This window comes from Parabacteroides timonensis, from assembly GCF_900128505.1.
GTDB lineage: Bacteria > Bacteroidota > Bacteroidia > Bacteroidales > Tannerellaceae > Parabacteroides > Parabacteroides timonensis.
Genome location: NZ_LT669941.1, coordinates 3,376,352 through 3,391,689 on the forward strand (window position 1 = coordinate 3,376,352; position 15,338 = coordinate 3,391,689).

Consider the following 15,338-nt stretch of genomic DNA (forward strand, 5'->3'; position numbering starts at 1 on the left):
TAGCTCCAAACAGGACACAACTTACAAACGTACGTGTCCTGTTCATAGAATGACTAATTTTACCAGCCATAATTTTGCTTGTATAGCTTCTTGCTAAAATTAATCTGATTTTTCGGAATCGGGAAATATTCATCTTTATTCTTTGTAAATTTGGCTTCACCCATATAAGTGCGACGAGTTCTTTCCACTTCAAAATACTTATTGACAGTCTCTGCTGCTATTCCCCAACGAACCAGGTCGAAGAATGTAGAACCTTCCTGCGACATTTCCAGACGGCGTTCCCAGCGTAAAGCCTTACGAGCGAAATCCTGAGACCATTCCGGACAGTTCACGCCCGGCTGATAAGTTGCAATCTTGAATTTTCCGGTAGGATCGCCTTGTACGTCAACCAACTTAGCTGTACTGTTAGCCGCTCTTTCACGAAGAGCATTGATAAGAGGAAGAGCTTCTGCCTGACGCCCCAGTTCGATCAGAGCCTCAGCTTGCCACAACATCACATCGTCGTAACGGATAATATCACGGTTCTTTGAGCTCGACATAAACGGAGAAGCAAAGGCGAAACACGGACAATCCGGCAACACTGTTTCCTTCATAGACATAAAGCTACCGTATGTATCAGGATCACGTGTCCAGCTGGTTTCGAAAATAAACTCTGGGTTATATTTATAAGGAGCTCCCGGGATTGCAACTGTATGATTCAAACGTGGGTCGATATTTGTGGCAAGCAAATCGTCGGCTGTCTGTAAATCATGATTATTATAAGTATCGAACAATGGCAATCCATTTTCATCTGTCTGGAAAGCATTCACCATGTTCTGTGAAGGACTATGAAAACCACAGCATCCGTATTCAGGATTCATCGGATAATTCAGCATAGCACCCCAATCCAGGCGGCCACGCAACGTACCATCGTTCACTGAAAACTGAATTGCGAATATCGACTCCGGTCCATTTTCTGTTTCGCAAAGAAAGTTATTAGCAAAATCAGGAGCCAACGAATACTTACCAGACAATCCCTGGCAAAGAGTAACAACTTCCTGCAGCTTTGTTTTGTCTATATTTACGACATTGTGCTTTTCATCCTGTTCATAAGCAGCATACAAAAGAGCCTTAGCCAGATAAGCCTGCGCCATTCCTTTATTTGCCCGTGCCAGATCATCATTTTTATCAGGCAGGTTTTCCATTGCATAACGGAACTCGGCAATAATCATGTCCCATAGTTCCTTATCCGTGTATTCGACATTCGATATCGTAATATAATCGTCTGTTTTATCATTTTCATCAATCCACGGCATCTGTTTGAACAGAATCTTCAGGTCAAAATAATAGTTTGCACGCAGGAAGCGCATTTCAGCTTCACGGATTTTCTTTTTAGGATAAGCCTCTTCTTTAATTGCATAAATACGTCCCAGAGCATCATTTGCACGAGCAATCGCAATATATTCCGAATACCACTTCTTATCCAGATAACCATTATCGTCGCGCAGATAGACAAAAGTTTCAAACATGTGGAAATCGCCCATATCACCTGTTCCGGCACCACCTTTATAAGCATCACCGCTACGCAAATCTCCATAAGGCCAGTAAGCATTCAAGCCATCTGAATAGTTGTCGTTTCCCAGTGAAGAATAAGCCGAAATCACCATCTTTTCTATATTATCTACCGTATTCAAATTGTCAGAATCGGCTACACCTTGCGGAGATTCATCCAGAAAAGAATCACAAGACATCATCGGGAGTAATAAAGCTGCTCCGAAAGCTATATATTTTAAAGTTTTCATAATTGTATAATCTGATTTATTAGAATGAAACATTGATACCAAAAGTAAAAGCTCTCGGAACAGGGTAAGCGAAGTTCGGAGTTTCCGGATCTGCACCAGTAAAGGCATTGTCACCCCAGCCTTTTTTTATTGTCAGCAGGTTCTGACCGGAAAGATAGATACGTGCGCTTTCCATGTGGGCTGCTTTCAGTATGCGATCCGGCAAACGGTAACCAATTTCAATATTTGCTAATTTCAGGAAAGAGGTATTTTCTACAAAATAAGTAGAAAAACGTCCTTCATCGTTTACATTGTTGGCAGAAGCCGCAGGGATGGTTGAGTTTGTATTATCCGGACTCCATGCATCTACCAAACGTCTTCCATAATTCTGTCCACCGAACAGTCCAAAGAAATCCGTAAATGTTTTCTGACCGTTATTAGCATGAGAACCAACCTGCCCATTCCAGAACATCGAGAAATCGAAATTCTTCCAACCGGCATTTATATTCAATCCATATAAGAATTTAGGATCTTCTACGCCTAACCAGGTACGATCTTCGTCATTGATCTTACCGTCATCATTCAAATCTTTATAGCGGATACGACCGACACCTTTACCCGGTTGTTCCACATGCTCGTTTACCTCCTGTTCATTCTGGAAAATACCGTCAGCTACATAACCGAACAAGGATTTCCAAGGACGTCCGAGAATAGTTTGGTCGTTACCATTACCCGGATAAGAATTGATTACATCTTCCGGCAATTTTGTAATCTTATTACGATAGCTGGCAATATTACCAGTGATATTCAAATCTACTTCACCTACTTTTTGATTATAAGTCAGCATAAATTCAAATCCGCTATTTTCCATACTGGCACCATTTACCCATCGGTCGCCACCGAAACCGATTGTTGCGATATAAGGAGGTTTAACCAGAATATCATCTGTTTTCTTGTAGAAATAATCGATTGATCCGGTAAACATCTGGTTAAACAGGCCGAAGTCGATACCGGCATTGTTTTGTGTAGTCGCCTCCCATTTCAGATCCGGGTTAACGCGCTGTGTACGGATGAACCCGGAAGACAACTGGCCTTGTCCTGCCCCTGTGATATCATAAGCAGTACCCTGGTCACGTTCCCAGGTAGGATCAGTATAGTAACGAGCCTGATACAAACCGTAAGAAGCATAGTTGTCAATTTCTTGATTACCTGTTTTACCCCAACCGTAACGAAGCTTCAAATCTGACACAATATTTTTAGCACCTTCAAAGAATCCTTCTTCGCTAATACGCCATCCCAAAGAGAATGCGGGGAATGTACCCCAACGATTATTAGAACCGAAGCGTGAAGAACCGTCGCGACGTACTGTAACAGAAGCCAGATACTTGCTATCATAGCTGTAATTCACTTTTCCGAAGAAAGAAGAAAGGGCATAAGAAGTCGCTCCTCCTCCGTTACGCAGGTTACCTTCACCAACTGACAAATACATATAATCTTCATTTTCCAACAAGAAACCGTCACGACCGGCCGACATATCTTCCAGTCTGTATTTCATCATTTCCTGACCGACCAGAATATCAAAATTACTCTTTCCTAGATCAAACTTATATTGTAAAGTATTACTCAATACCCAGTTTCCACCATAATTAGAATAGGTATTCAAACGAGCCGTCTTATCTGACATAAAACCAGACTGATACGTTTTTTGCATATCACGCTTCCACCAACCAGTATAATCGATACCGAATTTAGAACGGAACGTCAATCCCTTCAATATATCGACACTCAGGTTCACATCCCCGAACAGGCGGAATACATCCTCGTGGTTCTGCTTGTTATCTTCAATCAGGCGAACCGGGTTCTGACGGTCACTCATATTACTGGCCGGGCCACCCCAACCACCATCTAAAGAATGAACCGGTACGATAGACTGGATATTCTTGGCATTTTCCTGCAACCCTTTACCATCTAATGTCGAACTGCGAGTCTTAGACAACGATAAATTCTCCCCTATAACTACCCGGTCGTTAAACAATTTATAGTCGCTGTTAATACGTGCTGTGATACGATCAAAATATGTACCTTTCACCGTACCGTCATTCCCATAATAATCGGCAGAAAACAGGGCACGGCCTTTATCGTTACCGGAAGTAACAGTCACATTGTAATTCTGAGTAAAACCGGTACGGCTGATTTCCTTCACCCAATCTGTATCTGCGGCACGCATCACCTCTTCTCCGGCAACATCAAGAAATTCCGGAAGGATCATTCTGTTCAAAGATGGTACTCCACCGTTCCAGGTAACATCATACATATATGTATATGGATTCTTTTTTTCATTAATCGCTCCGTTACTTAAGGTTGTTGTATTTAAGGATGAACCATCATTTACTTTTGCGCGGAAGTTCACAAGTCCATACTCTTCCGTATTCAACAGATCGACCGAGCGTTGCCATTGCTGAGCAGTCAAAGAGGCTCTGAATTCCACATGAGTTCCACCTGATTTTCCTTTTTTAGTAGTTACGATGATTACACCGTTAGCAGCACGTGATCCGTAAATAGTTGCGGCAGAAGCATCTTTCAATACCTGGATAGATTCGATATCCGATGTTGCTATTTCATTCATCGAGCGGGTACTTGGAATTCCGTCGATAATATAAAGCGGCTTGCTGTTACCCAATGTAGAGACACCACGTATCTTAACGTCTACATCGCCATTAGGCTGACCGGTATTTGTTACATGAAGTCCCGGAACACGTCCCTGCAATGACTGAACAGCATTACTGGTGTTTATATTCTTTATATCATCCATCTTTACAACGGAAACCGCACCAGTCAGGTCGGCTTTCTTCTGTGAAGAGTAACCTGTTACTACCACGTCACCCAATGTCTGCACATCTTCTTTCAGGACGACATTTAGTTTTTTGTTCCCGTTTGCTGGTATCTCCTGTGTAATAAATCCTATATAACTGATTTGGATAGTAGCCCCTTTGGTTACCGAAAGAGAGAAATTACCGTCCATATCGGTAATGATACCATTTGTAGTTCCTTTTTCAATAACAGAAGCTCCAACAACAGGGTAATTATCAGTTCCTGAAATGACAGTTCCATTAATAGAAACCTGTTGGGCTAACAAAGTATGCGTCATAAATAACATCGTTATCCATACGCACCATTTACGTAGTTTTAATGCTTTCATTAATCTTTAAATTATTAGTTTAACAATGATTTGGTGAAAGCAAAAGTATTCCCTCTTCCGACAACAGGTGATAAAATATTCCGTTAAATGCATCAAAATCGTCACATTTGCAACGATTTACGGATACAAAGTGACAATTTTGATAGGAAGGATACATTTGTTATATCAACGATGAAGCCATTCTCTTATTGGTACTCGGTAGGTGTTATGTCATACACCTGCTTAAAGCATTTGGAGAAGTAAGCCGGTGAAGAGAAACCAGTCTGATAAGCGATTTCGCTTACTGTATATTGTTTTTGCTTTAATAAAGCTGCCGCTTTACTCAGGCGATAATTACGGAGGAATTCGACTGGGGTCGTTCCGGTCAGTTCTTTTATTTTCCGGTGAAGATGTCCACGGGACAAGCCTAACGTATCACTCAGTTTCTCTACATTATATTCAGTATCTGCATAGACTTCTTCTATACATTTGATAAAGTTATTCAGAAATACATCATCCATGTTCTTTACCTTTTCCGGCTCGGTCAATAACAGGTTTCCTTTTTGAAGTTTCTCAAGTAACTGTTCTCGCAGGCGTTTACGCTCTTCCAGGATACGGATAATCTTTAGCTTGACGAAATTGATACGGAAAGGCTTCTGGATATATTCATCCGCACCTCCTGATAATCCGAAGTTACGTTGACGTTCGTCGGAAAGAGCGGTCAACAAAACAATCGGGATATGGCTGGTCGATAGATTTGTCTTGATATGACGGCACAGATCGAAACCGTTCATTTCAGGCATCATCACATCACTCAATACCAACGATACATCTTCGGTTGCCAAAACTTCCAACGCCTCTTTTCCGTTAGCAGCAAGCAATATATCGAAATTATCCAGCAACTCCTCTTTCAGGTATGTTCTCACCTCTTCATCATCTTCCGTGATCAGGATGGTATATGGATATTTGACTGACAACAATTCTTTTTCGGTAGAGTCATCCAATTGGGAAGCATCATAAGCCAACGGGGAAATAGGCAGTTCAGTAACATAACCATCCGTAAAATGCTCTTTTCCTTTCAACAATGTCAGGGTAAAAACCGTCTTTACTCCCAGAGTGCTCTCTACCGCGATCGTTCCATGATGCATATCGACATATTCTTTCACCAGATGAAGTCCTATTCCGGTTCCGTTGGAAGCATTTTCCGTATAAAAACGGGTAAAAAGATAAGGTATATTCTCAGGAAGAATACCCCGACCACTATCTTCTACCAAGACCTGTATTTTATTATCTACCTCAACCAGGCTTATATGAACCGTCCCATTTTCAGGAGTAAACTTAAATGCGTTGGATAGCAGGTTGACCAGAACCTTCTCCATCATCACCGGATCGAACCACAGCATACATTCCTTCAACTCTGAAGTAAAAGTGAAATTAATATGCCGTACGGTAGCCATACTTTCAAAATAAGATTTGATCTCACGGATGAAAGCAATAAGATCCGTATTACGTATCTTCAACTTCTCCTGCTTATTCTCCACCTTCCGAAAATCAAGTATCTGGTTGATGACACGTAACAGATGATCCGCATTCTTCTGCATCAATTGCAGGTCGCGCAAATACGGGGAATCATGCATCAACTTCAATAACTTATCCAAAGGACCGAGGATCAGAGTCAGCGGAGTACGAACCTCATGCGAAATATTCGTAAAGAATTGTAGCTTTTGTGCTGTCACTTCTTTTATCTCGGCGTTCAACTGGATAAGCTTTTCGCGTTGTTCTTCTTCCTTCCGGTTGATCTCACGCAGTTCGTGATTGGTCTTCTTCAACTTAAAGTTAATCAGGAAGGTATAGATAGAAAGAAGCACAAAACCGATCATCAGGACGGAAATGATCAGGAAAGAGTCTTGCAGAAAATTAAAACGGTTGAGCAACGTATCGAGGTTCGTACGTTGTTGTTCGATCCTTTTCTGGTAATTCAGGAGACGGGCGGATTGTATTAAGAGAGTTCGTGCACTGATCTTATCGATCTCCCCGGTTTGCAAAGGGATATACTTTTGAACCGACTCTCCATTAATGATTTTCATAGCAGTACGTATCACCTGTTCACCACCGGTAGGATAAAGGAAAGAAGCATTGATACGCCCGTCGGCCACAGCTTCAAGTCCGGCTCCTGCCACTGCATCCACTCCGATAATCGGTAGTTTTTCCGCCCATTCCGGAGCCTTTTCTATGAAATACTCGCGGGCGGCAATAGCCATCATATCATTATGGGAATAAACAAAATCTACCTTGAACGGCCATTCTAACCGTTTCAAACGTACTTTTGCCGTATCATACACCCATTCTCCTTCTACTTTACGGAAACTTAAGTCAGACCGTTTCACCAAAGCATCTATAAAACCCTGATGGCGTTCCTGCGCTGGCGACGAACTCGATAAACCCCATATTTCCAAGATAGAAGCCGAAGGAGGAAGATACCTGGCAGCATAACTACCGGCAGCATATCCGATCGTATAATTATCGGCACCGACGAATGTCGTATACAAATCCGTATTGACTTTCCTGTCGGTGATAATAGTTGGAATACCGGCCTTGTACGCCTCTTCGGCAACTTCCGTGATCGGGTTCGATTGAAAAGGGGAGATAATCAATACATCCACCTTGTCGTTTATCAATTCTTTTATCTGACGGATCTGTGTATCGTTATTGCTGTTCGCATCCTTGACGATTATTTCAATATTGTCATAGTTGGAAGCTTCAATCTGCATTTCTTTTACCATCGCCTGCCGCCAGGCATCGTCGAGCATACATTGCGAGACACCGATTATATACTTCTTTTCTTTTTCCAAGGTATTACAACTTATTACCAATAAAGAAAAGAAAGACAATAACAAAAAGCATTTTACATGTCTCATGATACTACGGATAGGTTAAAACTCCAAGACAAAGATAGGAAAATTATTCAGGAAGCACGTAGCCGGTAACCTCTTCCAAACCGGAGGTATTTACAGCCTCGGAATCGTAATTGCCATACCAATATATCGTTGTAGCATAATCAACCTCTCCTTTCACCCAACTCAACATTTCTATATCGAACCTGAAACTTTTCGTAAAAGGAATAGCATCCAGGTTACGGGTCCTGAAGAAAGCATTATATCCGGCAGAACTTTCCTGGTCTGCTCGCGGAGCCCCTCCGAACGGAGTCTGGAAAGGTACGACGGGAGCCCATGAGCTATTGTAATAATCTTCCGTACCGGTACCGAAATGGGAGGGGAACGTATCGTCGTCCACCCAGATCTTTTCGTCGCCTTCCCCATACCAGGCAGGAGAATAATTATACAACGACAACAGATCGCCCCTGTAAACACCTCTGCCTTTTATCGTTGCAAAGTTCCATTCCATACATTGCGAGTCATTATCATATTCATTGCTGATCGGAATACCTTGCTCTTGTCGCCATGAAGCATGGAAGTAGAGCGAACGGTCGTCCCATTTCCAGCTATCGACCTGTGCATTTACAGAAGCATGTATAGCCTCATCCGAGTAGTTGATAAGAGTTATTTTCGCTTCTTTCCGATAAGGCATCGGCCAACGGCTCGTAACGGTTCCCTTCCCATCGGCTGATAAATACCAGCTTTCTACATAAGGAGCACCGACACCACCTGCCGAAAAATCGCTGAGAGGAACCCACACCATCGGTTTATCGTCAAACTCAATTTGGAGAATAATCCGACGCATAACAGCAGCATACGTATCTGCATTCGGAACATCTATCCTAACAGCTAAATTCCTGATAGCCTGGTTACCCTGAGGTAATCCGGTAACAGCCAATGACTGCCCGGAGGACACCTGGCCGGAAGCAGAAATCGTTTGCCCTGCTTTATAAACCGGAGGAGCAAGCAGGGCTCGATCTACCTGAGGATCTTATCCTGAATAGCCTTTGCCTTTTCTGCGGAGAAGGTTTCCACCACCACATCCTGCGGATATTTTCTATAATTTATCTGATAGTATTTGGGAGTCGGCTCCACACCGTCCGGATATTCGAAAGTAACCTTACAGCCTTTTGCATAAGGTATCGGAAGAAACAACGTATTCCCTCCTTTGCCATCAGGCGTGTAACTGGTATGAGGTTGCAGCAATCCTCTACCCAACGGTACATCGATACGCATTAAATCGTAAGCGGGAATCGACCACTGCGCCTCTGTTGCCCCGTCGAAGTAAAAACGCATCGTCCCACTCTTATTTATCGTTGTCAGCCAGATCCGTGTAATAACTCCGGGGCCTTTCTCGTCAAAAAGGACATTTTCTATCCGGTTGTTGATCGTGTCGGTCCTGACAATACCGAAGCCATCATTATTGGCAAACCAGAAGGCAGAGTCCGGATGAACGGAACGTCTGTCGTAACTGCTTACCTGATGAGTCGTATAATAGGGAGACGGCACACGCGCCACTTCTTCGCCCGAGACCATTTCATCCAACAAAGTAGACAATGAAACCGGCTGAATCTCCTGCTTACAGGAAATGGACAGGAATAAAAAACCAAGGCATACCAATGCCAGACAGGATTGTTTTTTCATGTATTATCTTCAGATTTATTTTTACATTGACTTAAAGTACAAAAATAGAATAATATCCTCTGAGAAGGCTATCACAAATGTCATAAACTCGATAACAATTGTACCATACCTCACATCCGCATATAAAAAAACCTCTTTCTCCATAACGAAGAAAGAGGCCAATTGTCTGTTAAACAGAATAAAGAACTAGTTATGTACCAATGTTCCGATATTTTCCCCGCTCATCACCTTTTTCAGGTTACCATTGGTATCCATATCGAAGACAATGATCGGCAGGTTATTTTCTTTACACATGGTAGTTGCCGTCAGATCCATTACCTTCAGGCCACGAGTGTATATTTCATCATAAGTGATATCAGCGAATTTGGTTGCCGTAGGATCTTTCTCCGGATCGGCCGTATAGATACCATCTACGCGGGTACCTTTCAGCATCACATCGGCTTCGATCTCGATCCCTCTCAGGGAAGAACCGGTATCGGTAGTAAAGAACGGATTACCTGTACCGCCGGACATGATTACGACATTGCCTTGTTCCAATAGTTCGATGGCACGCCATTTATTATAAAACTCACCGATCGGTTCCATACGAATGGCAGTCAGCACCTTTGCCTTCACGCCTTGTGCAACCAGCGCAGAACTCAATGCAAGGCTATTGATAACCGTTGCCAGCATTCCCATCTGGTCTCCCTTCACCCGGTCGAATCCTTTGGATGCACCGCTCAGACCACGAAAGATATTACCGCCACCGATCACAATTCCGATCTGTACACCCATTTCGGCAATTTCCTTGATTTGTGTTGCATACTCGTTCAGACGAACTTCGTCGATACCGTATTGTTTCCCTCCCATCAGCGACTCACCGCTTAGTTTCAGAAGAATTCGTTTGTATTGTGCCATCTTGTTGTTTTTTGATTTCTAATTGTTCTTCTGCAAAAATACAGTATTTCAATCAGCAAACAATATCAGTAAGGGATTATTCCGGCATTATTTAATAAAAGCGTATAGCAAATGTAACAGGTTTGTAACACGACCACTCTACTTTTGTTCCTGAAATGAAACACACACTTTATTCCTTATTTTGAAACACTAAGAATATCAACCAAACCTTCTTCCTAACTTTAGCGTTTCCCCTCGTCTTTCAGCGGAAAGAGATGGGGAAACGTTGTTTTTAAGTTCTCTTGCTTCTTTTTTACTATTACATCCGAAACAATCTATCCCGCCGTTCTGTTTCATATACAAAAGAAACCAAGTAGAATCATTTAAAAGTAAAGAGTTATGAAGAATGTATTAATCGGTATTGCAGCCGGTATAGCAATCGGCTATGTGCTTCGCAAAATGGAAGACGACGGCAAATTCAAATGTATTCATGATGACATGAGTGAATTGGCTGACAGAACTAAAAAGAAATTCAAAGATGCAGTCGACAAAGGTATCAATCAGGCCGAATATGTTGCCGACCGCGTGGAGCATCTTGCCGAGAAAGCAAAGCAAAATAAATAAAGAGTCTGCACCAACCAACGAAACCCCGATAGATTATTCTACCGGGGTTTGTTTTTTATCTGTGTTCCCTCTTCACAGAGATACCGACAGATGAACTTTATTTTATTACTTTAGTATTAATACGGCTACTTGTTCGCCCATCGCGGGGTAATTGGTTGAAGTATAGACGCTGCAAGCAACGTCTATACCTGACAACCGCGTAGCGGTAATTTTAGAATTATTTCATTATTTCTTATTTAACGATTGCTTTAACAGCAGCTTCGCCTTCGATAGCAACTACAACTACACCAGCAGGAGCAGCGATTTCTGCATTGTCAGAAGAAAGAACTGTGTTAGCAATAGCCTGACCTAAGATGTTGCTGATTGTAACAGTCTTACCTGCAGCACCCTTGATAGTCACTTTACCGTTACCGGCAACTACAGAAACTTCACCAGCAGTGATAGCATCGTTAGATGTTGCTACTTCTTCAGTCGGTTCGATGTTGAAGATTTCAGTATCGAGGATAGCTTCGTTGTAGTTTGCAGCTTTTGCAATTACAGGAACACCATTCTGGATCTTAATCCAACCACCCTTACCATCTGTAGGAATAGGTTTGTCACCAACTGATTCAATCAGGAAGTCACAAGCAGGTTTATCATCAACCAGACGCAATGCGAATACTGCATTCTTGATACCATATTCGTGAGCAGCATTGATAGAATCACCCTTAGTGTTCTTGCTAGGATCAGCATCCAAAGTCCATGTAGACATATTGTGCTTGTTGTCACCCAGGAAGATAGAGTCTGAAGCAACTGCATATTCAGCCAGGTTCATATCTTTACCGTGACGCATTACGATCAAAGTATCACCGATATGTTTTGCCCATGTGAATGACAGGCGAGTATACTTTTCATTCCAGATATAATCCTTACCGTTAGCAGCCAACTGTACAGAATCCTGTGCATTAACTAAATAACGACCGATCTTATAACCCTGAGAAGGAACTTTGTGACCGCAATCTCCGTGGTTAGCGATATATTCATCTGTATTATGTTCTGGATTATCAGGACACAACATACCAGCAGGAACTTCTGTTACGTCTACAGCAAACATATACTGAGGCATCTTAGTCTCATTACGTACATAAGCAGTATCAACATACAGAGCTGACAGTTTATTGTCACCCTTACCTTCTACGCCCAGGAAGTTGATTCCTTTATCTTTAGAATAAATGCTGTGAGCATCTTCATACAGATATTCTTTAGCTGTGCTGTTTACTCTGTAGATCTTAGCATACTTGTTAACATCCATATCTTTCAGACCATCTTCAGGATTAGAAACACCCAGACGACGATACAGAGGAGTTGTACTTTCTTTCAAAGCGAATGTAGCAACACGTTCTTCGCTGCACTGACCTTCGATAGAGAACTTCATAGATGCATCACGTACACCTACACGAGTCGGATCTTCTTTCTTATTTGCACTAATCAATGCATAATAGCAAGTAGTATCACCTTCTTCTGAGATCAACTGGTTGTTTTCTTTCAGATAGAATTCAGCAGCCTTTGATTTATCAGCAGAGATAGCATATGTATTTTCGTTATTCGGATCTTCAACAACAAACTTGTTATTATTACCCAGTTTAGAGCTATCATATACACGGATACGATATGCTTTCTTATACAACTGAGGTGCAACAGAACCTACATAACCATACTTAACATCATAAAGCGGTTTAACTGTATCCAATTCAACTGTTACTTTTTCACCTTTCAGGTCTACATAAACAGTTGTATCAACAGCTGTTGTATTTACATTTACAAAATTACCAACCTGGATACCATTGAAATAGTCCATATTGAAAGCAATCTTTGACAATGCATCTTCAGTTACAGAAGCATAACCCAGATATTTGTTTGTAAGAATACCAGCAAGCGGTTTCTTAACTTCAGCCTTAACCCAAGCCAAAGTATCTGTAGAAACATAGCCAAACATACCTACCTGCGCAAAGATCTGGCTTGCGTCAGCACCTTTATACAACTGAACATTTTTTACACTCTTTGCAGGGAATTCACGGTTGTAAATGTTTACAGTCTGTTCACCCGGCAAACCAGGGTTCTGTTCAACAACCCACTGCGTACGTGGCATATGGCCGAAGTCCTGAGCCTGTCCATAAAGCTGAGATTGTTCTTCAGAAGCATATTCCAAATTAGTGCCACAGAAGTCTGCAACCAAATATTTACCATTCTGAACTTTCTTCACGTTAGAAGCCAAGTTGAAGAAATAAACACCTGAAGGTAAAGTTGTCTTCGCATATTTAGAAGAACCATTGATAGTAATCTTTGTATTAATAGTAGAAACAGGATTGTTATCTACAGATGTATATTCAGAGCTACCAACTGTTACTTCACGGTGATTATCAGCCAAAACTGCAATTTTGATTAGGTTCTGTTCGAATGGCAAGTTACTTGCAGTAATAGGAACAAGTGTTCCATTGTTGTTTGTTTCTTTTGCAGCTTCATTAGCTCTCCACATGCCAAGATCTGTCGGATTATCTACCGTATTCATCATAGACCAATATGGAGTTTTATCAGCTTTCTTAGCAAAACCCGCAGTACGAATAACAATAGAATCAGATGCTGGATACCATACAAACTGGAAATTGAAACGTCCATTAAGATCCAAACGAGTACGATCTAATGCTTCATTATTTGGATGAACATTCTTGTCTACAAATTTTTTGATAGCAAATGCAAGATGTTTGTCACCGGCTTTACTTGTTAAGAAAGAAGTATCAACAGCTAAATAAGTAGGATCTTCATTCTGTTTATCACTGTTAGCACATAAAGAGACCCAACCCTTAGCATTTGAATTCTTCACAAATGTAGATTTCGCATCAGCTTCTGCTTTATCTAAAACTTCCTTAGTATCAGTTTTTGCTTTGGTATATTCTTTCAATTTATCAGCATAGCCTTCATTGGCTTTTACCATTGCTTCTACTGTTGCAACAGCATGAGCAAAACCTTGCACAGCTTTAGATTTACCATATTCAACACCAGGGAAATTATAAACCAAAGTGTTAACCGCTGCCTGAACACTTGCTAAAACATCAGTCAAGGTTTCGTCATTAACTTTATCAAGTCCCGTTACATTGCCTGTTGTACCAGCTGTTTTAACCTGAGCCAAAGTAGTTTTGTTTACTTTTTCAGCAATTTCATCTTTTGTTGCATTATCAACATTTGTGACTTGACTTCCAATACCTAAATAAGCAGCCCATACAGCAGCATGATAGGTATCATAGTCATCATCCGTATCCATCACAGCTTTTATAGCTGTAGCAAATGCTTCAATTGCAGCTTTTTCCTTATAGTCGAATTCGGCTGTTCCCAAAGTTACATACTTAGTTGTAAGTTCTGCATCTGCGTCCGGATAAGCTGCATATCCAGATTTACCAGCTACTGTATAATTAGCAGGGAAACCTACCGGTTCAACAGCTTTATATTCTTGTTTAGTAAACAAGTTTATTGCAGCAGGATTACCACCTTCAACATCTTTATCGAATGTCAATTTCAATTTTCCAGTTTCTGTATTAGCCCAAAGCATAGAGTTCAGATCATCTACACCTAAAACAATTGCCTGAGGATCAACAGGAACAATTTTTAATTGGCTATTTGACAGGCTTGCCACAGGATTATTCAATGCATATTTCAATGCATATACACTAGAGCTTCCTTTTACCAAAGTAACAACTGAGTCATTCTTCGCCCCAAATACAGAGGTTAATGCAACTTCTTTAGTAGTGAGATTTCCAAAACCTTTTACAGGATCCGGAGCATCATGCCATTTCCACAAAGCCACATCTCCACCAATGTTTGTAGCATCAGCAGAAGTATTTAATGCTTTTAAAGCAGTAGACGGATCAACAGCCAAAGCTGTTCTCGTTCCCAAGTTAACAAATGCATAACGATAACCATCTGTAGCGTTACCCTGTACATCAATAGTCCATAAAGTGAAACGAGCATCCACTACATTGTCTGTAGCCACAGCCTGTAGTTGATAGGCAGCACCATTGTTTATCGGAACCATAGCTATCACTTCTTTAGCAGTAGCAGTCTTCAACTGATAATAAGTACCAGCTTTAATTGCCTGTGCATAAGTAGGTGTTGCTGGAGCAACATACTTAGCATAGCTAGGAGCAGCATTTACAGTTCCAACACTTGTCGCCAGCAGGACGCCGGCTACCAAAGTAGAAAACTTTTTGTTCATAAATCTAAATTTTAATATTAATAATAGTGTTAATGAAATAGTTCTTGTTCAATCATTTACATACTCTAGTCCAA

General features: G+C 41.4%; 6 protein-coding genes and 1 pseudogene. 1 reads left to right on the top strand and 6 read right to left on the bottom strand.

All coding sequences use genetic code 11. From position 1 onward, the window contains the following. Positions 1–59: 59 nt before the first annotated feature. The 5 genes and pseudogenes from BQ7394_RS21250 to pyrH form a co-directional block, all read right to left on the bottom strand. Positions 60–1,781: a RagB/SusD family nutrient uptake outer membrane protein gene (locus BQ7394_RS21250; protein ID WP_075559241.1), complete on the bottom strand. Its 1,722-nt coding sequence runs from the start codon at positions 1,779–1,781 to the stop codon at positions 60–62. A 19-nt stretch (positions 1,782–1,800) separates the two neighbouring features. Then, entirely contained in the window at positions 1,801–4,959 is a 3,159-nt protein-coding gene (locus tag BQ7394_RS21255; RefSeq protein ID WP_075559242.1) for a SusC/RagA family TonB-linked outer membrane protein, read from the bottom strand. Positions 4,960–5,144: 185 nt separating this feature from the next. Beyond that, positions 5,145–7,856 carry a substrate-binding domain-containing protein gene (locus BQ7394_RS21260; protein WP_075559243.1) on the bottom strand — a complete coding sequence of 904 codons (2,712 nt, stop codon included), beginning with the start codon at positions 7,854–7,856 and terminating at the stop codon, positions 5,145–5,147. Between the two features lie 43 nt (positions 7,857–7,899). Then, a pseudogene (locus tag BQ7394_RS21265) lies at positions 7,900–9,518 on the bottom strand (glycoside hydrolase family 172 protein). A 186-nt stretch (positions 9,519–9,704) separates the two neighbouring features. Further along, on the bottom strand, positions 9,705–10,415 hold the full coding sequence (gene pyrH, locus BQ7394_RS21275) for a UMP kinase (protein ID WP_075559245.1): 711 nt from the start codon (positions 10,413–10,415) through the stop codon (positions 9,705–9,707). A gap of 378 nt (positions 10,416–10,793) precedes the next feature. Between pyrH and BQ7394_RS21280 the strand changes: the two genes are divergently transcribed. Continuing rightward, positions 10,794–11,018: a hypothetical protein gene (locus BQ7394_RS21280; RefSeq protein ID WP_075559246.1), complete on the top strand. Its 225-nt coding sequence runs from the start codon at positions 10,794–10,796 to the stop codon at positions 11,016–11,018. A 232-nt stretch (positions 11,019–11,250) separates the two neighbouring features. Here the strand turns inward: BQ7394_RS21280 and BQ7394_RS21285 are convergent, their stop codons facing one another. After that, positions 11,251–15,264: a DUF6383 domain-containing protein gene (locus BQ7394_RS21285; protein WP_075559247.1), complete on the bottom strand. Its 4,014-nt coding sequence runs from the start codon at positions 15,262–15,264 to the stop codon at positions 11,251–11,253. Between the last annotated feature and the right edge of the window lie 74 nt (positions 15,265–15,338).